Source organism: Proteus terrae subsp. cibarius, from assembly GCF_011045835.1.
GTDB lineage: Bacteria > Pseudomonadota > Gammaproteobacteria > Enterobacterales > Enterobacteriaceae > Proteus > Proteus cibarius.
Genome location: NZ_CP047349.1, coordinates 3,323,408 through 3,346,205, shown reverse-complemented (window position 1 = coordinate 3,346,205; position 22,798 = coordinate 3,323,408). Strand labels below are relative to the sequence as shown.

At 41.5% G+C, this 22,798-nt stretch carries 18 protein-coding genes, 2 tRNA genes and 1 pseudogene; 14 read left to right on the top strand and 7 right to left on the bottom strand.

Annotated features, from left to right (window positions below; all coding sequences use genetic code 11):
- Positions 1–217: 217 nt before the first annotated feature.
- From GTH25_RS15385 to GTH25_RS15360, 6 genes are all read left to right on the top strand, one after another.
- The gene (locus GTH25_RS15385; protein WP_083629087.1) at positions 218–1,357 is read left to right on the top strand and encodes an ElyC/SanA/YdcF family protein; all 1,140 of its coding nucleotides are present in this window, start codon (positions 218–220) and stop codon (positions 1,355–1,357) included.
- 182 nt (positions 1,358–1,539) lie between these two features.
- Complete coding sequence (locus tag GTH25_RS15380; protein WP_238795292.1) at positions 1,540–3,072, top strand: alpha/beta hydrolase-fold protein; 1,533 nt, start codon at positions 1,540–1,542, stop codon at positions 3,070–3,072.
- 211 nt (positions 3,073–3,283) lie between these two features.
- Positions 3,284–4,723, top strand: coding sequence for an alkaline phosphatase (gene phoA, locus GTH25_RS15375; protein WP_075672709.1), 1,440 nt, complete (start codon positions 3,284–3,286; stop codon positions 4,721–4,723).
- A 421-nt stretch (positions 4,724–5,144) separates the two neighbouring features.
- Positions 5,145–6,776, top strand: coding sequence for a Na/Pi cotransporter family protein (locus tag GTH25_RS15370; protein ID WP_099660237.1), 1,632 nt, complete (start codon positions 5,145–5,147; stop codon positions 6,774–6,776).
- 2 nt (positions 6,777–6,778) lie between these two features.
- Positions 6,779–7,327 (top strand): GNAT family N-acetyltransferase, encoded by a 549-nt coding sequence (locus GTH25_RS15365; RefSeq protein ID WP_075672707.1) that lies wholly within the window; start codon positions 6,779–6,781, stop codon positions 7,325–7,327.
- A gap of 207 nt (positions 7,328–7,534) precedes the next feature.
- The gene (locus tag GTH25_RS15360; RefSeq protein WP_075672706.1) at positions 7,535–7,798 is read left to right on the top strand and encodes a DUF1435 family protein; all 264 of its coding nucleotides are present in this window, start codon (positions 7,535–7,537) and stop codon (positions 7,796–7,798) included.
- A 56-nt stretch (positions 7,799–7,854) separates the two neighbouring features.
- On the opposite strand, the gene GTH25_RS15355 is transcribed toward GTH25_RS15360, so the two are convergent.
- The 3 genes from GTH25_RS15355 to rsmC all read right to left on the bottom strand — a co-directional run bounded on the left by GTH25_RS15355 (position 7,855) and on the right by rsmC (position 9,237).
- Positions 7,855–7,941 (bottom strand) — tRNA-Leu (locus GTH25_RS15355).
- Between the two features lie 38 nt (positions 7,942–7,979).
- A tRNA-Leu gene (locus GTH25_RS15350) sits at positions 7,980–8,066 on the bottom strand.
- A gap of 154 nt (positions 8,067–8,220) precedes the next feature.
- Complete coding sequence (rsmC, locus tag GTH25_RS15345) at positions 8,221–9,237, bottom strand: 16S rRNA (guanine(1207)-N(2))-methyltransferase RsmC (protein ID WP_075672705.1); 1,017 nt, start codon at positions 9,235–9,237, stop codon at positions 8,221–8,223.
- A gap of 129 nt (positions 9,238–9,366) precedes the next feature.
- Here rsmC and GTH25_RS15340 point away from each other — a divergent pair, with 129 nt between their 5' ends.
- The 4 genes from GTH25_RS15340 (at position 9,367) to GTH25_RS15325 (ending at position 13,746) form a co-directional block, all read left to right on the top strand.
- Complete coding sequence (locus tag GTH25_RS15340; protein WP_075672704.1) at positions 9,367–9,777, top strand: DNA polymerase III subunit psi; 411 nt, start codon at positions 9,367–9,369, stop codon at positions 9,775–9,777.
- Positions 9,746–10,192: a ribosomal protein S18-alanine N-acetyltransferase gene (gene rimI, locus GTH25_RS15335; protein ID WP_075672703.1), complete on the top strand. Its 447-nt coding sequence runs from the start codon at positions 9,746–9,748 to the stop codon at positions 10,190–10,192. The genes GTH25_RS15340 and rimI overlap by 32 nt, the downstream gene beginning before the upstream one ends.
- Positions 10,193–11,393: 1,201 nt before the next feature.
- Entirely contained in the window at positions 11,394–11,582 is a 189-nt protein-coding gene (locus tag GTH25_RS15330) for a helix-turn-helix transcriptional regulator (protein ID WP_000127615.1), read from the top strand.
- Between the two features lie 145 nt (positions 11,583–11,727).
- Positions 11,728–13,746, top strand: a complete 2,019-nt coding sequence (locus GTH25_RS15325; protein ID WP_000211147.1) for an ATP-binding protein — start codon at positions 11,728–11,730, stop codon at positions 13,744–13,746.
- A gap of 129 nt (positions 13,747–13,875) precedes the next feature.
- On the opposite strand, the gene GTH25_RS15320 is transcribed toward GTH25_RS15325, so the two are convergent.
- From GTH25_RS15320 to GTH25_RS15310, 3 genes are read right to left on the bottom strand one after another with little or no spacing between them, the layout of a single operon-like run.
- On the bottom strand, positions 13,876–15,117 hold the full coding sequence (locus GTH25_RS15320; RefSeq protein WP_001218618.1) for a tyrosine-type recombinase/integrase: 1,242 nt from the start codon (positions 15,115–15,117) through the stop codon (positions 13,876–13,878).
- A gap of 1 nt (position 15,118) precedes the next feature.
- On the bottom strand, positions 15,119–15,388 hold the full coding sequence (locus GTH25_RS15315) for a hypothetical protein (protein WP_001995600.1): 270 nt from the start codon (positions 15,386–15,388) through the stop codon (positions 15,119–15,121).
- A 2-nt stretch (positions 15,389–15,390) separates the two neighbouring features.
- Positions 15,391–16,365, bottom strand: a complete 975-nt coding sequence (locus tag GTH25_RS15310; protein WP_000497807.1) for a ParM/StbA family protein — start codon at positions 16,363–16,365, stop codon at positions 15,391–15,393.
- 482 nt (positions 16,366–16,847) lie between these two features.
- Between GTH25_RS15310 and mobI the strand changes: the two genes are divergently transcribed.
- The gene (gene mobI / locus GTH25_RS15305; RefSeq protein WP_000229427.1) at positions 16,848–17,273 is read left to right on the top strand and encodes a conjugative transfer protein MobI(A/C); all 426 of its coding nucleotides are present in this window, start codon (positions 16,848–16,850) and stop codon (positions 17,271–17,273) included.
- A 10-nt stretch (positions 17,274–17,283) separates the two neighbouring features.
- Here mobI and umuC read toward each other — a convergent pair whose 3' ends face one another.
- Positions 17,284–18,456, bottom strand: coding sequence for a translesion error-prone DNA polymerase V subunit UmuC (umuC, locus tag GTH25_RS15300; protein ID WP_001142610.1), 1,173 nt, complete (start codon positions 18,454–18,456; stop codon positions 17,284–17,286).
- Between the two features lie 283 nt (positions 18,457–18,739).
- Between umuC and GTH25_RS15295 the strand changes: the two genes are divergently transcribed.
- The 3 genes and pseudogenes from GTH25_RS15295 to GTH25_RS19295 form a co-directional block, all read left to right on the top strand.
- Positions 18,740–19,333 (top strand): Tn3 family transposase, encoded by a 594-nt coding sequence (locus GTH25_RS15295; RefSeq protein WP_000107352.1) that lies wholly within the window; start codon positions 18,740–18,742, stop codon positions 19,331–19,333.
- 114 nt (positions 19,334–19,447) lie between these two features.
- Complete coding sequence (locus tag GTH25_RS15290; protein WP_000985631.1) at positions 19,448–22,426, top strand: Tn3 family transposase; 2,979 nt, start codon at positions 19,448–19,450, stop codon at positions 22,424–22,426.
- A gap of 93 nt (positions 22,427–22,519) precedes the next feature.
- Positions 22,520–22,732: pseudogene (locus GTH25_RS19295) on the top strand (repA); the annotation flags it as partial.
- Positions 22,733–22,798 lie beyond the last annotated feature (66 nt).

Below are 22,798 nucleotides of genomic sequence, written 5' to 3'. Positions count from 1 at the left end.
AAAAAAATCTGTCAAATAAGCTATCTACGTAATAATGCTATTTTTTTCAATAAGGTGAAAAAGGTTACTGAAAATTAATTCAGGGATCTCTATTATAGAAAATAGGTATAGATTTATCGGTGTGTATTTCTTTTGCCATTAGGTGTGAGGAGTCACACTCTCTATCTTCATTCGCTTAGGTGAAGAAGCAGACTATTTTTCGTAAAAGGACAAGATAATGGCGCAACCTTCCCGTGTTTCACTTCATATCAAGAAAACAGTCATTTCGTTAGCGATTGCTGCTTTAGGTTTTACCGTCTCATCAAATGCATTGGCTTATCAAAAAGTCCATCAACCTGATAATAGTTATCAGCAGTATGTCTCTCAGCGCCAAACGGTTGATAGTTTGATCCAAGATGCATTAGATGCTTTTAAGTCACCAGCGCGTGTCTCTGATGCTGGTTTTACGGGAAAACTGCCATCAAATATGGAAATTGTGGCGCAAAAACTGCAACAAGCTTATAAATTAGAGCCTTACCGCCTTGATTTATTATTTAGTACTGCCAGCGCTTATATCTATAACAATGATGTTCCTCGCGCAATTACGATTTATAAACAGATTTTAGAAGCCGCTCCTGATGATATTGATGCGTTAATTTATGTGACTTCGTGGACACGTTTCGAAGGTAAAGATAAAGAAAGTGAAGCCTATTTCAATAAATTAAAATCATTAAATCCGGCGAAAGCGGATGAACTCAAACGTTTCTTTGCTGAGATAGATCGTGTCAGCAAAATGCCGTTAAGTGATAAATTAACGCAAACAGATTTGGCAAAACTAAATAAAACCAAAGATAACAATGCGATTGTGACATTGGGTTATGCATTAAATCCTGATGGTACAATGAATAAAATTTTAATTGAACGTCTAAATAAAACCTTAGAAGTCGCTAAACAATTACCTGAAGCCATGATTATCGTGACGGGTGGTGTGCCTAAAGCACATCAAACAGAAGGAAAGTTAATGGCGGATTGGTTGGTGAAAAATGGTATTGCACCAGAGCGTATTTTCCAAGAGAACTATGCACGTACAACAGTCGAGAATGCGTTATTTAGCCGCTATGCCTTAACCAAACATCGTATTAAAACAGCTGTTATTATTAGCTCTGGTAGTCATGTTCGTCGTGCCGATGCGATTTTCACACTTGCAAGCTGGCAAAGTGGCCCAAGTGATATCTCTTACCTAACAGTTGTTGCACCAGATAAGCCATTAGCTGAATTACAAAAGGCAAGTAAATCAGATATACAAGGCATTTATCGTGATGGCTTAAAAGCATTAGGATTATGGAGCTTCCGTAGTTATCCATTAGAAGAACGTTGATAGGAAAGTCTCTCAGGTAATTAATTAGAAAGAAAGCCTCCTCAATAATAAAATAGGAGGCTTTTATTTATCTATACTCATTTAATTTTCATTGAATTGATAACAATTATCATTACTATTGCTTCTCACAATAGTTAATAATGAGAAATAAAGTGAGAATTCCTCTGATGATATGCGCATTGATGGCCTCTTTTCCCAGCTTTGCAAGTTGCTTAGCAGTAACTGAAAATAAAGAAATGACAGGTCATTTTGATAACAATAATACGTTGTGTTTTACCGCTTATTTAGAAAGCCAACGTTATGTTGAATTAAACGTAAAAGGGATACAAAACCTACGGTTAGAGACACAAGATGGCACTCATATTCGTAGTTTATTAAAGGATATTCCTGCTGATGGGCAACAGAAAGTACGCTTTTTATTACCCGAAACGACACATTATCAATTGGTTGCACAAGGCGAAGCCAAAAAACAGTGGCAATTCACGCTAATAACACAGCCTTATCAACCGTTAGATAAAGATGCAGGTATTGCACCAACTAGCCCTCGTTTACAAACACTCGCCAAACAACTTGATCAAAAAAATATTCAGGCATTTTGGCAACAAATACATCAGGAAGGAACTCCTCTGATTGAGCCTTATGATCATGATAAAAAGCGAGTCACTTTTCTATGGCAAGGTGCCAAAAAGAATGTTTATTTATTGGGATCACCCGATGGTAACCATGATCCGTTAACCCATTTAGCCAATAGCGATATTTGGTATCGCAGTTATATCGTGCCTAACGACACATTAATGCAATATAAATTAGCGCCTGATGTGCCTGTTATTGAAAATTCAGAGCCTTTTGAACAACGTCGTGCGATCTTAACCACGGCACAAGCCGATCCGTTTAATTCCCAAAATTCACCAAGTCAGTCTGAGGATATCTATAATCACTTTTCGTTATTGTCGTTAGACAGTAAACGTGAATGCCAATTGCCCGATATTCTTGATAGAACAATGAAAGGCAAGACCGAGATTGTTCGTTTTCACAGTGAAATCTTAAATAATGGTCGTGAAATTGCACTTTATCTGCCAGCCCAAAAAATGGAAATACCGCGGATCTTGGTGTTATTTGATGGTCAAACTTATCGTCGCCAATATGGTATTGATCGGTTTTTTGATAAACAGATCGAGGAAGGTAAATTGGCACCGATGATGATCCTATTTGTTGATAGTATTGATAGTGATCGCCGTAGTGTTGAATTACCGCCAAACCCTGATTTTTATCGTTTCTTGGCTGATGAATTATTTGTTTGGCTAGAAAAAGAGAAAGGTATTCACGTATCTGGGGAAGAAACGATAATATCAGGCTCAAGTTATGGTGGATTAGCATCTTCATGGGCCGCATTTAATCGCCCTGATCGTTTTGGTAAAGTGCTGAGTATGTCTGGCTCTTATTGGTGGGCACCTGAAAATGAAGAGCCAGAATGGCTTATTCGACAATTTGAGCAAGCAGATAAAAAGCCATTGCAGTTTTTCTTAGAAGCAGGGCTATTTGAAAGTCGTGGTGATAAAGGGGGGATTTTAAATAATAATCGCCATCTTAAGCAGGTTTTAGAGCAAAAAGGCTATCCTGTTAAATCACTCGAAATGGCCAGTGGGCATGATTATATTTCTTGGTGTGAAACCCTGTATTTGGGCGCAAAAGCATTAACCCAAGAGAATGACTAGTTTAAGATCTCGCCTTAACAATATGCTTTAATACAACAGAAGCTTATATACGCATTCGCGGTATAAGCTTTTTGTTTGTCATCAACTTGTCATAAAGCTGTCATCGAAATCGCTTTTACTCTTCATTTCTCTGTCATTTAACTGCCGTAAGCTTTTCCTGACTTAAAACATTAATCCTGTTTTTTTTATTTTAGAGTGCAAGGAAAAAGCTATGTCTCATCGTTACCAACGTTCTATTTTATCCGTTATTGTAACAACGCTATTAGCTGGTGCGAGTTTCTCTTCTTTTGCAGCTCCCGTTGCTGCGGATACAATTTTGGCACAAGATCGCGCAGCAAAAGGTAATATCACGGAATTTGGCGGTGCTCGCCGTATGACTCAAGATCAAACTGAGGCATTAAAAGCCGCTTTAAATAACAACCAGGCAAAAAATGTGATCCTCTTTATTGGTGATGGTATGGGGGATTCTGAAATCACTGTTGCACGTAACTACGCTGAAGGTGCTGGTGGTTTCTTTAAAGGCATTGATGCGTTACCGATAACGGGTCAATACACACACTATTCATTAGATAGAAAAACACAAAAACCTAACTATGTAACCGATTCGGCAGCCTCAGCAACGGCATGGGCTTCGGGTGTGAAAACCTATAATGGTGCATTAGGAATTGATGTGTTTGGTAAGGATCACCAAACTATTTTGGAATTAGCAAAAGCCAATGGAAAGGCAACAGGGAACGTAACAACGTCGGAAATTCAAGATGCGACACCTGCGGCATTGTTCTCGCATGTGACAGGACGTAAATGCTATGGCCCCGTTGAGACTTTAGAAAAATGCTCAACAAACGCATTAGAAAATGGTGGTAGAGGCTCTATCTCTGAGCAGCTTTTAGTGACTCGAGCAGACGTTACATTAGGGGGCGGAGCGAAAAGTTTTGCTCAAACTGCAGCTGCCGGTGAGTACAAAGGCAAAACGTTAGAACAGCAAGCGATTGAGCGTGGTTATCAAATAGTGAAGGATGCAAAATCACTGGATGCGATTACGCTGGCAAACCAAGATAAACCAGTATTAGGTTTGTTCCATGAGGGCAATATGGCCGTGGCATGGGAAGGCCCTAAAGCGACATATCATGGTAATTTGAACAATCCACCATTAGAGTGCAAACCTAACTCTAAACTCGATCCAAATGCGCCAACACTGGCACAAATGACCAAAAAAGCGATCGACTTACTGAAGACCAATGAAAATGGTTTCTTCTTACAGGTCGAAAGTGCCTCTATTGATAAGCAAGATCATAACGCTAATCCTTGTGGACAAATCGGTGAAACGGTTGCGCTAGATGAAGCCGTACAAATCGGTTTAGATTTCGCTAAGCAAAACGGTGATACGCTGATTATCGTGACTGCAGACCATGCTCACTCAAGCCAAATTATTGAAGCGGATGTGAAATCAAGCGGGTTAACACAAGCACTTATCACTAAAGATGGTGCGGTTATGGTGGTGAATTACGGTAACTCTGAAGAGGAATCTCAAGAGCATACTGGTGCGCAATTGCGTGTGGCTGCTTATGGCCCGCATGCAGCTAATGTGGTTGGATTAACTGACCAAACAGACTTGTTCTTCACGATGCGTGATGCAATGGGTCTGAAATAAATTTAAGCTGAATTTATAGTCTGTCTGAACTTGTAGTCGAATTGCCTTACTAAATTGTTGTATTTTCGCGCGACTTAGAGAGATACCCTCTGGTCGCGTTTTTTTATTAATAATTTAGTCTATTTAAAATAAAATGATAATAAATCAATAGGTTATTTACAGGCTGATTTTGAAAGTTACACATTCTCTGTTATAATTAACAGAACTTACAAACTAATCTATGTAATATTCTCAACTTCTCCATTGATTATTGCACTTAAGTTGCAATATCTTTTTGTCAAATAACACTCTACGTTATTTAAGGCATTACCCGTAAAAATTTTTCTCAGATAGATTATCTGCTCGTGGTCTTTCTCTTTTTTATGAGATTGAAGGAGAACAGAGTCAAACAAACAACGATAAAAATAAGGTTATTATTTCTATGCTGACACTGCTTCATTTACTCTCATCAGTCGCACTTCTTGTCTGGGGAACACATATTGTTCGTACAGGCATTATGCGCGTCTTTGGTTCTGATTTACGCCGAATTTTAGGTAAAAGTATTAATAAGAAATCCAATGCTTTCCTTGCGGGTGTTGGGGTAACGGCATTAGTCCAAAGCAGTAATGCGACGGCACTTTTGGTTATCTCTTTTGTGACGCAAGGGCTGATTTCGATTACACCGGCACTGGTTATTATGTTAGGTGCAGATGTGGGTACTGCACTGATGGCGCGAGTGCTAACCTTTGATCTCTCTTGGTTATCTCCACTACTTATTCTTGTCGGGGTGATCACTTTTCTAAGCCGTAAAAAAGAGCGGGTCGGGCAATTAGGGCGTGTAGGAATTGGTCTTGGTTTAATTATTTTAGCCTTACAGCTGATAGTCACTTCCGCAGAACCAATTACCCATGCCAGTGCGGTACAAGCTATCTTCACATCATTAAGTGGAGACACTGTTTTAGCTCTCTTAGTGGGCGCTTTGTTTGCTATGGTGAGTTATTCAAGTCTGGCTGCTGTGTTATTAACAGCGACATTAAGTGCAACTGGGCTAATGCCTTTATACATCAGTTTATGCATTGTGATTGGTTCTAATATTGGTAGTGGTTTGTTGGCGTTAATGAGTAGCCGAGGGCAGAATGTTGTTTCACGCCAAGTAGTACTAGGAAGTCTATTTTTTAAATTGATTGGTGCGCTATTGGTTTTACCTTGGATAACCATCATTGCAAATAAAATTCAGCAATATGGATTTTCACCGGCTGAAGTCGTTATCTATTTTCATGTTATTTATAATCTTGCACGCTGTGTAATGATGATCCCTTTTGTCGGCATAATGGCAAAATTATGTCAGCGACTGATCCCAGAATTGCCTGCTACAGGATCTGAAGTGGCACCTCGTTATTTGGATCAATCAGCTATTGATACACCTTCTTTAGCTATCGCTAATGCGGTTAGAGAATCCCTACGATTAGGTGATGTTGTCGAACAAATGTTGCAACGTTTTACTGCATTAATGGAAGGTGATCGTCAGCAAAAAAGGGAAATTAGCCAGTTAGAAGAAGAGGTCGAATTACTCCATAGCAGCATAAAATTGTATATGGCACAAATTCAACAGCATGATCTAGGAACTGAAGACTCTCGACGTTGGGCTGAAATTATTGATACAGCGATGAATTTACAGCAATCATCCGCTATCATAGCGCGTATGTCATCTGAAGTGGTGAGTAAAGGTCTAAATCATCACTTATTTTTATCGGAGGAAGGGCGTCGTGAATTACAGACACTCCTTGAGCGTCTGCAAAGTAATCTGAATCTGGCGATGTCGGTATTTGTTTCCGGCAACATGGAACATGCTCGTAAATTACGTCGAGCAAAACATCGTTTCCGTTTACTCAACCAGCGTTACTCGTTTGCTCATGTAGAACGTCTTCATTTGCATAATATGCAAAGTATTGAAACTAGTTCTCTGCATACCAGTTTGCTCGGTGATATGAAACGGTTGAATTCCTTATTCTGTGCCGTGGCTTACCACGCATTAGAACGAAGTGAAGCATCATCAGAACAGGTTAATCTTTAATAATGAAAAACAATATTCGTCAATTAACAAGGAATGAAATTCCACAAGTATGGGAAATTGATAGAACTGAGCTTATTGAAAAGCTGTATGTATTAAAAGAAGGAAAGTTACTTTTATCAGAGCAACGTTTTGATATGAAAGGTTGGCCAGAAGGTGAAGCAGAGCATTACACTCCTGTTTTACTCGAAAGTTTTGACCGAGGAGCACCTTTCTGGGGTGTTTTTAAACAAGGTCAATTGATTGCAGCTGCGAGTGTTGATCCGCAAAAACGTGGTCAAAATGGTACCTTACTGCAACTCTCTTTTTTACATGTTAGCCACCAGCAACGTGGGCAAGGTTTAGCACGAATATTATTTGATTATTGTGTGGAATATGCGAAGAAAAGAGGGGCGGATGGATTATATATATCATCAACACCTTCTGAAAATAGTGTGAATTTTTATCAGCATTTAGGGTGTCGTTTAGTTGATACTCCTGATCCTGAGCTTTATGAAAGAGAGCCTGAAGATATTCATTTAGTCTTTCATTTTATCAATCTAAATAACGCTTAGTTTCGTTTATTGACCACTATAACAACATAATAAAATTGAACGTCTTATCGTGAAAATGGTAAGACGTTTTTTATTTATTATTCTAAAAGATACACATAACCCTTTAAAAAATAAGGATATCAAATAAGTTTTTTTCTTTATATAAGTTGATTTGGTATAAGTGTTATATATAATAATGAAAATCATTATCATTAATGGTGTGTTATTATGGCTAAACCAACACGTATACCTCCAGTGACATCTTGGACATCTCGTATAAATTTATGGGAAATGTTGGCGGTTTCTTCTTTGCTAACAGTGATCACGCATTATATTGCAGGAACATCAGCCTTTACGCTGATTTTAGTGGTTTCAATGCTGTTATCCACCTTGATGCTGTTCCATAAAAAATTACAGATGTGGGTGATGATACCCGCAGGTGTTGTATTAACCTACAGTTTGATGACACTTTTAGTCGCATATTATGGATAGAGAATATTCGCTGAGTGATTGGAGGGGAGTTATCACAAGAAAAAAAGGTTATTGAGTGGTGCGAAGAGGGGGACTTGAACCCCCACGTCCGTAAGAACACTAACACCTGAAGCTAGCGCGTCTACCAATTCCGCCATCCTCGCAGTCTTACTCAATAATTTTACTCTGGATATTGTCTGTTTGGTGCGAAAAGGGGGACTTGAACCCCCACGTCCGTAAGGACACTAACACCTGAAGCTAGCGCGTCTACCAATTCCGCCACTCTCGCATTCAGACAGGAAGCGAATTTTATGCCTTTTATTTTTGGCGTCAATTATTTTTTATCAATAAATTATCTTGGTGATGAAAAATAAAACACCTTGAGTTATCACTTAAAATCAGCCCCAAAAATAAAGCCCTGTTTGAGATAACAGGGCTTGTGATTAGTCTTTCTTGGTTGCTTGGTAAACTTTAAATTTACCTGTTGATGCAAGTACTTCGTGAGAGCCAAATACGTGATCCAAAATATCTGGATAAGGGATAAATGAATTCGCTACAATGCGCAATTTACCGCCTCTTTTCAGATAATTTGGAGCAAGGCGAATAATATCTTCAGCAGCGGTATAGCTTGTGCCTAAACCATCATGGAAAGGCGGGTTTGAGATTATCCAATCATAAGTTTCTTCGACCGCTGAATAGACATTACTTGCAATTACTCGACCTTCTAATTCATTCACGTTTAAGGTGGCGATACTAGAAGAAATTGCCGCCGCATTCACATCACATAGTGTCAGTTTCAACATTGGGTTTTTCTTACCAAGTACAGTGGCGAGTACACCACAGCCACATGCCATATCCAGTAAATCGCCAACCATTGCATCATCAAAAGTTGAAAGTAATAAACGGCTACCCTCATCTAATGCGTTTTGGCTAAAGACACCCGGCAATGCCATTACAGTGAGATCATCATGGCGATAAGTTTGCCACCAGTTATTACGGTCAAACAGTGTTTGATATGTTTGAGTACCAAAAAATAAGCTACAACGGCGTGCTGAATCTATTTTTTTAAGTTTAGCGATACCGTTCATTAATTCAGTGGCACTTTTAACACCGCTACGGTTTTCACCGACGATAAAGATTTCAGTACCCACTTGTAAGTTAGAGCAAAGGCTACGCAGTTGGAAAGTGGCTTCGTTTTTATTTTTAGGCCAAAAGTAGATCAAGGTATTGCAATATTTCACAAAGGACTGATCTGCAACTAAACCAAAGAGTGCGTTATCACCCATTGATTTTAGTAATGGTAGCCACTGGTGATATTGGTTGGTATATGCTCTGACACTTTTTGCCTGGATCTGTGCTGCGAAAGTATCTTGGAGATCACCTGCAATAAGTACATGCCTGTCTGCGAAATGATCTAGGTGACGAAGAATAACTTCGCTAGCAGGGGACAGTGAGGACATTATGATTATTACTCCTTAAAAAACATGAGACGCATGATATCAGATATAAAGAAACCGACGCTATTTATTGGCGTAGTTTATGCCCTCTGATACTATGTACCGTTGTTCTACACTTGATAGGTAAGCATAATGAGCCGTAAAGACAGAATGTTATCCCAACTTGGAATTCGTCAGTGGGTACTTCATAAGCCTGCTGTGTTAAAAGGCGAGCATTCTGTTCAATTTCCGGATACAACACGTTTACTTATCATTACTGATGATACCGTTGATCTAAATAACGGGCTTTTCTCTGATATTTTTAGCGCCATGGGGATAGATAAAAACGAAATCTATTGTATTACAACAGATGATGTGAGCATGCTCACAGAATCATTTGATCTTCCCTGCTGGTTATTAGGCACTGATCTCATACTTCCCTCTGAATATACTTCTCTGAGAAGCCCTTCATTACATCAGTTATATTTTGATGCTGATGCAAAACGCGATCTTTGGAAACAAATCTATCAATATGAAGACCATTTCACTCTTAAACCCTGCTGATTTACCTTTAGCATGGCAAATTGAAAAATTAAGTCATTCATTCCCTTGGAGTGAAGAAACATTTTATAGTAACCAAGGAAGTCATTATTTTAATCTGAAAATTTGCATTGATAATATTATTGTAGGTTTCGCAATTACGCAATTAATATTAGATGAGGCAACACTTTTTAATATCGCAATCCATCCTGATTATCAGGGGAAAGGTTACGGTAAAGAACTTTTATTAGAACTGATTGAAACGCTTGAGAAAAAAAATATTACTACCCTGTGGTTAGAGGTGCGGGAATCTAATGAAAAAGCGTTCAATCTCTATGAATCTATAGGATTTAATTTCGTTTCAAAACGCAAAAACTATTACCCAACAAAGACAGGCAATGAAGATGCGATTATCATGGCTTATCCTATTTCTTTCTAATTAAATCTTTATTTAAGTTAAATTTAAAACGCCTTCTATTAGGCGTTTTTTTATTTTATTTGAAGTGTGAAAATTTTATTTTTTATTAATTGTATTTAAAATTTATCTTTATTTTCACTTAATATAAATTTATCAAGTTAATTTCACTTTTGTCATTGTTTAATTTTAAAACGTTAGGTGATTATAACAGTGTTAAAAAGGTGAATGGCATTTAAAATAAGTAAATTGAGTATTTATTTTTGTTTTAAATAAAGTGATTAGTCTCTAAATATAGACAAAATTAAATCTAAATGAAGGTGTATTTATTTAGGAACTTATATTCAATCCCGATTTTAACCGAAAATAAATAGGCTAATTCAGGGCTTTATTAGTAACTCATAAAGTCAGTTTGTAGAAATTTTAGTAAAATAAGTATTTTGAGAGTATCAATGAAAACAGCGTTACCCTATAAAGCAATAGGCACGATTAATTTTTTCAAACACTAGGCATCACTCCCTCAAGCAGATAAAATAGTAACCATTGATTGTTTATACAGACAAGATAGGCGAAAATAAGCGCCAATTAAGATTAACTTACGGGTTGAATGTCTTTATAGTCACTTTAATTATTACTTATAGCGATATATCAGTGCCTTACATTCTCTCGTCTATCAACTAGAAGATCACCATTGATGTCTAATCCTATTTTTCAGCAAGAAGTTGCTCGTCGTAGAACTTTTGCCATAATTTCCCACCCTGATGCCGCCCAGCCTTTCAACGCTTAAAACCACCTTTCATTGCACACCACAATCACATCTCTACGTACTGAATTTAAAGGCTTTTTGTCTTTTTCTCGTTTCTTTGCTTTTCAATGATGTTCAAGCGTAACCTCGGAAAATGTGTACAAACTTGAGTACAAATCGCCATATTTACCGTTTTTAGCCAAATTCCATGACACAAACCTAGCTGTAGGCCTTGTTCCTACTGGGTTTTAGCCAAAACTTGCCTATATTTTTTATGCCAAAAATCGAGAAATGATGGTAAGACGTTCGCGATTATCTCTAATTGTTTGCCGGTTGAGTTGGTTACCGGTTGCTTTCTTGCTGTCCTAAAAGTTCATTTGTATGGGCCTGATCTTCTGAACAAATCATGCATCTTTCTGACCATCAACAAGTGATGAATCAGGCGATGATAGCTTTACATTGATTTTCAGGAGAATGCAGATGACAGCAGTAGCGCACCAAGTAACCCCTTTTCTAACGTCTTACGAAGTTATGGCTCGTTACCACATTAGCTATACGACGCTCTGGCGAAGAATAAAAGATGGCAGCTTGCCGCAACCTCGTATCAACCGAAATACACGAAACAAGCTGTGGCACATTGAAGACTTGGAGGAGTATGAGAAGAATTAGGAATAGATAGCGTAGCTTAGTTTTTCTGTTGGAGCTTGGACTAACGCTTTGAAACGCCGGCTTGTGCCAACAATATAGTTAATATGTACACCAACTTAGGCTAAGATAGCAGCATGGATTTTTTATTGATTGGATGGATAGGTAAGTGACGACTCCTCAAGAACGGACAACAGGTATTACAAATGCGTCGATAAAAAAACGTTTCGGCTCAATTCCCGCTTGGAAGATGTTGAGTGAATATATCTGGAACGGTTTGGATGCTGGTGCATCAGATATTGATGTCATTATTAACACCTGTGATCTCGGCGGGGTGGAGTCAATAGAGATCCATGATAATGGTGAAGGAATTGACTTTCATAACCTAGACCGAAATTTTGATAATTGGGATGACTCATCCAAAAAACAGGTTACCCAAAAAGGCAGTCAAGGCAGAGGGCGGTATTCATTTCATAAATATGCTGCAACAGCAACCTGGCTTACGAGAAGACAATCTGAGAATGCACGTATTACCATAGACTCGTCTCGTATTAAAACGTACAAAGTTGAGTTGATCGACGATAAAGAACAGCATAGTAGTATTCTTTCAAATGGAAGTGGGACATCAGTATTTCTTACGGGCATTACGAGTGAAAAATCTCAAAAAATCCCTAATATTGAAAATATCATGGAGGAGCTTTCAAATGAATTTGGTTGGAAGCTAATAGTTTTTTCTAACCTTAAAATATCAGTTAATAGAGTCCGAGTGACGCCTCCCCAACATAGGTTGTTTCAAGAGCTTATAGATGTTGATGGAAATATATTTAGTTCAAGTATCATTCAGTGGATAAAAAAACCATCTGGTGAAAAGTCATACAATTATTTTAGAGATTCAAAAGAACATCAGAAGTATAGAAATCTGACTGGTTTTAACTACAAAAACAATTTTTTCATAAGTGGATATATACAATCTGAGTGGTTCGATAATTTTCAAGATACCTCATCTCCAAATGCTGATCTCTTCATTAGTGAAAAGAGTGATGGGAATAAAGTTTTAGCTATGCTGCTAAAAGAACTGCGCAACAAAACAGCCGAGATTTATCAGGGGTTCCTTAGAGAAAGAGCTGTTCAGCTTGTCGATTCTTTCGAAGAAAAAGGATATTTTCCTGTTTACAATTGGGAGTCTGACGAAGATCGTTCCTTTAGAATTGCACATACGAAGAAATTAGTAACTAGTATCTGCGTTGCTGATCCAGCAGCTTTTAATGGGCTAAAGGCTAAGCAAACAAAAATTATAATCGGTTTGCTTGATAGGCTATCTACATCAAGTGAAAATGATAGTTTGATAGATATATTGGAAGGCGTTTTAGACTTAAATAAGGAGCAAATGGATGAATTTGCATCTCAAATAAGTAAATCTAAACTTGATTATATAATTAGCACGATTGGACACATTCATAAGCGAGATCTAGTCGTACAGAAAATGAAGTACCTTTTTAAAGAGCACGCTAAAGAAGTTCTAGAAACACCAGACTTACAAGGTATTATTGAGGCTAATACATGGTTGTTTGGCCCTCAGTACACAACTATAGGTGCCGAAGAGGATGACTTTTCTAATACAGCTAGAAATCTTCGGAATTCAGATATTGAAATATTGGATGGGGACGATATCAGTACCAGTGATCTTATTGAAGGCGCTACCATAGAGGGGGCAAAAGGCCAAGTAGATTTGTTTCTTGCACGCAAAATGGTCACAATTGATCATTCTACACAAGAAGAATTTATTAAATGTACGATCATTGAAATAAAAAGACCAAGTGTAGCATTGAATAAGAAACATTTAGCTCAAGCTGAACGTTATGCTGAGGTACTTGATAAGCATCCTGCCTTTAATGATGAGAGAATGAGATTTGATGTTGTTCTTGTTGGAACTAAAATCTCCCAGAATGATACTCAAATTACAAGGCGGTTGAAAGACCTTGCTGGTAAGGGCGGCGCGGGCCTTGTTTCCGGGGCGGATGAAAGAATTCGAGTATACGTTAAAAGTTGGTCTACAATTTTTAATGATTTCGAGGTGACTCATAGTGCTTTATTACAAAAGCTAAAAATAAAGAGAAGCGAGCTAGAGTATAAATCTAAGCAAACCCTTGTGGATGAATTGCAAATACCTCTCTCTGAGGCGTCGTGAGACTTATAATAATTATTCGATAAGTTGTTTTTTTGTAACTGGAAAAACAACTAATCTAAACCGAGCCAAATGCACTACTTGACTCGGTCATTTGTACTAGCTCAGTCTCTTCCTTAATTCAGCTACCCCTTATTGTCCGAAACGCCAGTTGAATGGAAAGCCTGTCGGCTCGATGATGGTTTCTAGTTGTTGATACCAAACGTCGTAAGCATGACGCATTTCGTCCAGGTACTGATATTGGTTGTAGATAGCATCCAGCCCTTTTTTGCTGTGGCCAATCATCAACTCGGCAACTTCTTGCGTCGTGATGGCAGACATTCGCGTTCGCATCGTTCTGCGAAGATCATGCATAGACCAGTGTTCCATCTCAATACCAAGCGATCTGCGAGCCCAGATTTTCACATTGTTAGGAATAGTGGTATCAAAGCCATTTGTGGCAAGCTCTTCTTGTCCGTTCGCGGGAAACAAGTAAGTTGATTTGCTCATCTGCATCGCCAGTTCAATCAGCTCAATAGCTGGCTTAATCAATGGCCGCATGATCGGCGCTCCAATTTTCTCACCTTGTTTGCGGATCTCTATGGGCACTGTCCACATTGCAGATTGCAAGTCAAAGTGATGCTTTTCAGCTTGAATGAGTTCGCCCTTGCGCCCTCCCAATAAGAGAAGCAGTTTTATGTAGATGCGATTCTTCTCAGTGATTTTTGACTCATGCAAATAGCGCCAAAGTATCCTGATCTCGTTGTCATTTAGCACCCGAGTTCGTTTTCCTTTTTTACCGCCAACCTTTTTTGCTGTGATCCCAGCGGCAGCGTTAATTTCCAAAATTTGTTCATCAATCAGCCAGTCATAGAACTTATGCAGTACAGACACTAGGCGCTCTGTGTTTGACGGAGACGATTCCGAAACCTCACGAAGACAGTTTCGCAAGGACAATTCAGTGATGTCAGTTAATGGATACTTGCCAAGTCGGGGCAGCAAATATATTTCACTGCTGCGTTTTTGGTAGTGCCACGTTTTCTCCTTTAGCCCTTGCTTACCGGCAGAGTCTATCCAGTCTCGAAAAATCGATTCGAAGCTTTGATTAGCAGAATACTTAGCCCGTTCCTGCTGTAGGTAAAGCTTGGGGTTTCGGCCTTGATCAAGTACTGCCCTTAACCTATCCAGCTCATTCCTGGCTTCAGCCAGCTTCATAAGGGGGTAAGTACCTATGTCTACCCGCTGTTGCTTGCCATCGAACCGATAACGAAACTGAAAAACAATTTTGCCCTTGGGCGATACCCGAGCACTTAGCCCATCTCGGTCGGCTTTTACTACGGTTTCTTTTGCTTCTTTATTTAACCTGGCATCGAGCCAGCTAACTGATAACGCCATGTTATAAGCCCAGCCCTAGTTTTGATTTTAATGATTGTTTACGTGTTTCTGCTTTGGGTTCTGGCGCTGTACTCATAGAAGTAACTTCACCATCTGGTGCAAGGCCATCCACCGGTACAGATGTCGTGGATAGATTGGGTTGGCTCATTTGAATTAACCCAAAGGTTGCCAGCATCCGCAGACGCTCAGCGCGTTCCCGTGGTGGCGTCTTTTCCAATTCTTTGAGTAGTTCTGGGTGGCTCCCTGGGGGAATGTTGACGACAACTCTCATGATCATGCCCCATAAAACCAGAAGCCTCGGACGTTCGCCAAAACAGACTGCTCAGGCACGATGATCTTGCTTCGTGAAAAAATCTCCTTGGCCGCTTCCTTATAAGCCAAGGCTCCACCTCCGGCGATCAATACCAAGTCCGCATTAATGCTTTCGTCACGCATGGATTGACGCATGGCTGTAAGAGCAACAGGCGCTACCTTTTTCATGGCAGCATTCAGATAAGGTGAAATATCGACTTTTTCTCCAAATAGCAGGACCTGTAAGTCGCCGGTTCTCATGGCTTTTTCAAGTCGATCCATTCCGACTTTGGCACCATGATCTTCCGAAATCAGCTTATCGATGGTTTCCAGTAGCACGGACATTGCCTGAAGACTGGTTCCTGATGAGCTGTAGCGAATTTCTCCGGCCTCAAGGGCAACCCAATCAACAGAAAAGAAGCCGGGATCAATGACGACGACACGACCTTCTTCAATCAAGCCCAGATCACCACCCGTTTGAACCAGATCCATATAGGCACCGGCAGGCTGTGGTAGTACTTTGACGTCATGAACGGTGATGCTGCGCTTAGGCGTCACTTGATGGACACCTTTTAAACGCTGCACAAGGTCAGACTTACGTTGTGGTTCATGAAACTGGGAAACCGGTAATCCAGTGACAACCAAATCGATGGATTCTGTTTCAGCCATTAACAAGGCGGCATGAAAAAGTGCCTTATAGGTTTTTGTGGTGGGATATTCCGGGTGAAGCTCTCGTTCCCAGCCTTGAAGGCGTCCAGCAGGAACACCAGCGGCCCAGCGCTCATTATCGACAGAGACATACAAACAAGTTTCATCATCGCCTCCACCGATACGCTCCGGCATACGATCCGCTGGACCGGCACCCGCAGGTAGAATAATGGTTTTCGGTTCACTACCTGATTGGCCAATTGCCAGCTTCAGGTTTGAGTAACCGATATCTACGCCTAGTACAAACATACTTATCTCCTGTGCACTCAAAGTGCTCTAACGGTTTTCAATCAACCGCGCTGTTCACGCTTGGGCATTTCCAAGTGCTCTGGCGGTTTACTCAAATGTCATTATCAGGATTCGGTGCACTGGCGGTGGGCAGAAAGGTGACAAATCCTTTCATCTATCTGCCTATTGCATTTTTGCAAAAGTATGAGAATAGGCTCTGTTTGGCGGCTGGTGACCTAGCCAAAAAAATTGAGACGCCAAACGTCGTTTGCATTCTGGCCTGAACTTGCCAAACGGTTTGTATCTTCATGGCGATACGTCTTTTTAGGTGTTTTTAAGTGAAATCAGCCTGTATCCCTTGTCGGGTATGGGATTGAGCGAGTCGATTTATATCGAGACGCCAAACAGTGATTGTGACGGCAGTTTTACGTTTGGCGTTTCGATCCAAAAGCCAAACGGATAGTGGTTTTGGCTTTAGGGGTTAATTGGATGGGGAAATTGGTTTGGTAGAAATCGTCAATGAACAATGGAAAGCAGATGTATCAGATTTACTTCAGCAAGAAACGGACAGGCTAAAAGCGCTGGCACGAGCTGAAGTTGATGACTTTTGGGTTACCCATTACAAGGTTCGAGAGAATGAGCCCTTTAAAGACTGGGGTCTGCTTGGTGTCCGTATCAGAGACTTTAAGTATGGCTTTGGCATAGAGTGGTATATCAACAGTTTTCACGGTCAACGAGGCAAACGCGTGGTCTTTAGCAAGGGGCTGCGTATCTCAAAGACGAAGCTGAGATACGCATTTTTAGACTGCCAAGGTTTGGCCAAAGAATGGGAGCTAGCGCTGGCCATGGAGAAAGAGGAATTCTTCAGTGATATTCGACGCCAGGTTGATAAGCTCAACATGCTGCGTCGCAGAGTGAATGCGTATTGAGTCAACTGCGCTACTTCACTCGCGGTAACTGGTCCCAGCGTGTTGTATAAGCGGGAGACAAATGCTCTCGCTTCATCGACCAATCTTTCTTGAGTCCTTGTCCAGCAAAGAAAACCTTTCCGGCACCGCTTTGGTTAATGGTGTCCAATACAGACATTAGCTGCTGGCTATTAGAGCGGGTCGATACGTCATCGAATAGTCCTGGTTGAAACATGCCAGGATCGTAAAAGTCAGACAGCATGACGCCCGCTTTGGCATAACGAAAACCATCCTTCCATATCCGCTTGAGTAAGTGATTGGCCAGCTCGATAAAATCCCGCGTGTCGCAACTGGGGATTAGCAATTCACCCGATGCAGAGTTGCTGTACTGCGGCTCGTTGTCCTTAAAGGGGCTGGTACGTATGAACACGGTCAGCACTTTGGCTTGCTGCTGTTCTTTGCGAAGTTTCTCAGTGGCGCGGGTTGCGTATTCGCATACGGCTTCACTTAAAAATTCAAAGTGCGTCACTTTTACGCCAAATGAACGGCTACAGACGATTTGCTTCTTAGTTGGCGGGATCTCTTCAAGTTCAATGCACGACTCACCATTGAGCTCTCTGACGGTTCTTTCTAAAACCTCTGAAAACTGGTCTCTGATGGCTCTAGGAGAGGCATTGGCGAGATCTAAGGCTGTGGTGATACCCAACGCATTTAAACGCTTAGAAAGCCGTCTACCAACGCCCCAAACATCATCAACCGGGACTAATGCGAGCAATCGACGTTGCCGATCTGGATTGGTCAGGTCTACAACCCCCTGAGTAGCTGGATATTTTTTGGCGGCATGGTTAGCCAGTTTGGCGAGTGTTTTAGTCGGTGCAATGCCTACACAGACGGTGATCCCAATCCAGTGGCCTATGCGCTCTCGCACTTGTTGTCCGAACTCGACAAGAGATATGGCAGACTCAATACCGGTTAAATCCAAAAACGCTTCGTCAATAGAGTAAACCTCTACTCGTGGTGCCATCTCCTCCAAAGTGCGCATCACTCGACTGCTTAAATCTGCATACAGCGCGTACAGTTGGCTAAGAATTCCCGCTAAAAATAGACGAGTAAGTGAGCAACCATTCTGCCGCATGGGTTGCTGGCGTCTAACACCAGAAAAATCACCCAGCCCAACCCGCTGTCTATTTTTTAAGGTGGGCATTCATCTACATGTCTAATTTTTTACCAATTTGATCGCTAAGATGTACTAATTTGATTACCGAGGGAGACTGACGGACTAATTACTTAGGGGCTTAATCGTACAATCTCCACTCGACACCACACAACTCACTTCTGGACATTTCTGAGTTGCATTTTATCTAATTTAGAAAAACATGAATTAGATAAAGTATGGAAATTTCAAATCAATATGAGGCGGACATGAAGAAATTGAAAAAAGTAGCTTAACTGGGTTGGTCAATTTTGGTTGACCACGTCATGTTCCGGTGAGTACGCAAGTCATTGGCGCTAACGAATATGAAGGTCACTTTGCTTTTGACTTACTCTATAACAACTCTTCAGATATACAGCCTAATACCTTATCGACCGATACGCATGGTACCAATAATGTTAACTTCGCTATATTAGATTTCTTTGGTTACACATTCGCCCCTCGATACGCGAAAATGAAAAAGGTGTTTTTTGAGCTATTTGAAGTGACTGAAGAGAACGGAGGCCGTATTCAATTAAAGAAAGATATTAATCATAAGCTAATTGCTGAAGAATGGGACAATATTCAGCATATTGTTTGTTCATTGAGTCGTAAAACCACCACTCAAAGCACAATCATTAGAAAGTTGAGTAACGGCAAGAGCCGAAGATTGTCAGCATTGCATGAGTACGACCGTTTAATTAAATCTATTTATGTTTTGGAGTATGTTGATAATTCAACGTTGCGTCATTACGTCCAGCAAGCCTTGAACAGAGGTGAAGCATACCATCAGTTAAAACGTGCTATTACTTCAGTTAATGGCAATAAATTTCGTGGGGGGAATGATTACCAAGTATCACAATGGGGTTCTAGGGATTTTCCCCTCTAAAAAGACTTAATCCTCAGGTAGACCACACCAATAAATGGCTGCGGAGGTGGGTTACTACTTATAAGTGTGGCAAATTAGGTAAATATCGTACATTTAATACGGAACAGCCCTGATATGGCCATCAAAAACGAAATTACTATTCTCACGAGAGCAGAACAGGCAGATCTTTATTCCCCACCCATTTTTTCAATCGAAGAACAACGTCTGTACTTTTCTCTGAACGATGCGGAATTGGCAGTTTTTCGGTCAATTCGTCTCAGAGCTCATAGATGTTACTTTGTCGCGATTTTGGGATACTTCAAATCAAAGCCCGTCATCCTAGATATCGCTTACTCGCAGGTTTCTAAGGATTTAATGTTCATCAGTAAAGAGCTGCTTGGCGGCAAGGGGCTCAGACCATTCACTCCCTCACAAAAACAAAAAGATCGACTCTACGCAAAAGTATTAGACCTTGCTGGTTATCACAAATGGGACGAAAGTCAGCACTTCAATTCTCTTTTCGACCACCTTGTTCAGGTGGGCAATGCCTGGCTGGAGCCGCGTTACCTCTTTGATACTGCTATTGAATTCCTAACCAGTCACAGCATTGCTATCCCTAGGTACACCGTACTCCAGAGACTGATAAGCAGAGCGATGCAGCAGGTCAGAAAAGACCTGGCGCACCAACTTAATCAACTCACCAGTCCTGAACTTCACGTCTTTCTGGACAGCATAACAGCCATTGATGACGGACTAAGCCTGAACCAGCTCAGAGGCGGTGCAAAAAGTCTGACCGTACCTGAACTTAAAAAAGAGCTTGCCCTTTATCATCAGTTAGCGCCATGGCGCACGCAAATCAATGGCGTTATCGATGGGCTTAATCTGTCTCTTAAAAATCGACAACACTTCGGTGAGCTCATCAACTATTACGGTAGTAAACTCAAACGATTCAAACGCGCACAGCAGCATCTATGGTTGCTATGTCACCTGACAGAGCGGATACAACTGGCACTGGAACGGTTAACTGATGGGTTCATTTACCATATCCGCAAGCAACAAGAAGCTGCCAACACCTTTGCACAACAAGCAGTGTTCCTGTCCTGGCAGTCAGCCGCGGACAATGTCACGAAAGCGGCAGAGTTACTGCATCTGTTTGTGGATGAGAACATTGATGATAATCAACCCTTCTCAGTAGTCAGACAACAGGCATTGAAGGTCATGAATGACAGGGATATCCAGACCCTCTGCCTTTACCTGAAAAAACAGAAACGGACCGTGGAAGAGTACCAGTGGCAACATTACGATGAACAATGCAATCTCCTGGAGCAACTGTTAAGGCAGGTGTTCTTGTGCCTTGAATGTGAGGCCGGTAAAGGCTCAGAAGCCGTCGTCGCCCAACTTCAACAGATGCAGACGGAAATCGCATTCGGTGGACCACTGAAGACGATGGATACGTCGCTCATCCCGAAAAAGCACCTCCCATGGTTGGTTAAACAGGATAACGTTAACCCGCAACGTTACGAATGGCTGCTCTACCGGCAGTTAACCTCACGACTGAATGGACGCATTTATTTGCCAAATGTTACCAAATACCGCGCACTGGAAGACGACCTGATCCCCCAGACATCGCAGGATACCTTGCTGGCCTCATCAACACTGGACAGACTAAAACAGCCCGCAGAGTTATTGTTACAGGAGAAACAACACCGGCTGGAAAGTGCACTCAAAGACGTTGCTCTCCATATTGATGAGGGAGACAATCGAAATGTGATCATGAAAAATCGTACCGGTACCCGCTGGCGTCTGCCGACCAAAAGCGCTACATCTCTGGTCAACAATCCCTTTTTTAAGCGAATGCAACCGGTCGGTATCGCGGATGTACTGCGGTATGTAGAGCGCGAAACCGGGTTCATGAAATGTCTGACTCATGTACTTCCGATACAAAAACAAGGGTTCACTCATCAGGATGATTTACTGGCCATTCTGATTGCCAACGCCACTCACCGTGGTGTGTATGGCATGGCGCAGATCTCCGATCGAAGCTATGAACACCTGAGTACGGTGCAGGCCAACTATATCCGGCCTGAAACGCTGCATGACGCCAGCGACGTGATCAATAATGCGGTTGCAGCGCTACCCATCTTCCGCCACTACCATATTCAGGAGGACCAGCTGCATGCCAGTGCGGATGGTCAGAAATTCGAAACCCATCTGGAAACCTTTAAAACCCGGTACTCCTCTAAGTATTTCGGCACCAACAAAGGGATCACGGCCATGACACTGGTGGCCAACCACAGCGCCCTCAATGCTCGGATCATCGGTTCCAACGAGCACGAATCACACTATATTTATGACCTGTTACAATCCAACAGCAGTGAAATCAAACCTGACGTACTCTCGACAGATACACACGGTGTCAATCATGTTAACTTCGCCTTACTGGATCTATGCGGTTACAGTTTTGCACCGCGATACGCGCAGTTCAGTAGTGTCATCAATGATCTGTTTGATGTGACTGAAAGTGAACAAGGCAGCACCATACTGGCGCTAAAGAAGCCTATCAGAACGAATGTTATTACAACGGGATGGCAAGATATCAGGCGTATTGTTCTGTCACTTCAGACAAAGCGGACGACACAAGCAATGCTGGTAAGAAAGTTGTCTGGTTACCCTTCTGGACACCCAATATTACAGGCTCTGACGGAGTATAATCGACTGGTTAAAGCGCAATATTTACTTGACTACATCGACGATGCCAGTTTGCGGCAGTATGTGCAACGTGCCCTGAACCGGGGAGAAGCATGGCACTTCCTTAGACGAGCCATTGCGTCGGTGAATGGTGATCAGTTCCGTGGCAAAAACGAGTCTGAAATCGCTATCTGGAATGAATGCGCAAGATTGCTTGCCAACGCGATCATCTACTTCAACTCCGCGATACTGAGTCATCTTCTGGGACACTTTGAAGCGAGAGGAGATGAAGAGAAAGCGGGTATCACTCGTGCTGTTTCGCCCGTTGCGTGGCAAAATATCAACTTAAGCGGAACGTATAACTTCACTAATACTGGGAAATTGCCCAATATTGGCGAAATAACAAGGCCGATAGTGGATGATTAGGCTCCAAGCTGAAAGTAAACCACCTCCGCAGCCATTTATTGGTGTGGTCTACAGAGGATTATGTCTTTTTAGAGGGGAAAATCCCTAGAACCCCACCTTGAGACAGAACGCGCCTTGGTCAGAATCCCAGTCGCTGGGCGGGTTTGCGCCTACGCTCTTGACCCCCACGAGGTCTGGAAAGGGTACGACAACGCCAAAGAATACGCGGCCTTCGTGACCAAGACGCTGGTCAACAAGGACGGCGATATTAAGCGCCGGATCATGTCGATGTTTAGCCCAGAGGAACGCCCAGACGACAGGGAGTGACGGGCACTGGCTGGCAATGTCTAGCAACGGCAGGCATTTCGGCTGAGGGTAAAAGAACTTTCCGCT

Coding starts and splice junctions, on each gene's coding strand:
- rsmC (WP_075672705.1), bottom strand. CDS start 9,237: ATGTCCTCACTGTCCCCTGCTAGCGAAGTTATTCTTCGTCACCTAGAT.
- phoA (WP_075672709.1), top strand. CDS start 3,284: ATGTCTCATCGTTACCAACGTTCTATTTTATCCGTTATTGTAACAACG.
- GTH25_RS15360 (WP_075672706.1), top strand. CDS start 7,535: ATGGCTAAACCAACACGTATACCTCCAGTGACATCTTGGACATCTCGT.
- GTH25_RS15290 (WP_000985631.1), top strand. CDS start 19,448: ATGGCCATCAAAAACGAAATTACTATTCTCACGAGAGCAGAACAGGCA.
- GTH25_RS15320 (WP_001218618.1), bottom strand. CDS start 15,117: ATGGCGTTATCAGTTAGCTGGCTCGATGCCAGGTTAAATAAAGAAGCA.
- GTH25_RS15385 (WP_083629087.1), top strand. CDS start 218: ATGGCGCAACCTTCCCGTGTTTCACTTCATATCAAGAAAACAGTCATT.
- GTH25_RS15310 (WP_000497807.1), bottom strand. CDS start 16,365: ATGTTTGTACTAGGCGTAGATATCGGTTACTCAAACCTGAAGCTGGCA.
- rimI (WP_075672703.1), top strand. CDS start 9,746: ATGAAGACCATTTCACTCTTAAACCCTGCTGATTTACCTTTAGCATGG.
- umuC (WP_001142610.1), bottom strand. CDS start 18,456: ATGCCCACCTTAAAAAATAGACAGCGGGTTGGGCTGGGTGATTTTTCT.
- GTH25_RS15340 (WP_075672704.1), top strand. CDS start 9,367: ATGAGCCGTAAAGACAGAATGTTATCCCAACTTGGAATTCGTCAGTGG.
- GTH25_RS15370 (WP_099660237.1), top strand. CDS start 5,145: ATGCTGACACTGCTTCATTTACTCTCATCAGTCGCACTTCTTGTCTGG.
- GTH25_RS15365 (WP_075672707.1), top strand. CDS start 6,779: ATGAAAAACAATATTCGTCAATTAACAAGGAATGAAATTCCACAAGTA.
- GTH25_RS15380 (WP_238795292.1), top strand. CDS start 1,540: ATGGCCTCTTTTCCCAGCTTTGCAAGTTGCTTAGCAGTAACTGAAAAT.
- GTH25_RS15315 (WP_001995600.1), bottom strand. CDS start 15,388: ATGAGAGTTGTCGTCAACATTCCCCCAGGGAGCCACCCAGAACTACTC.
- GTH25_RS15330 (WP_000127615.1), top strand. CDS start 11,394: ATGACAGCAGTAGCGCACCAAGTAACCCCTTTTCTAACGTCTTACGAA.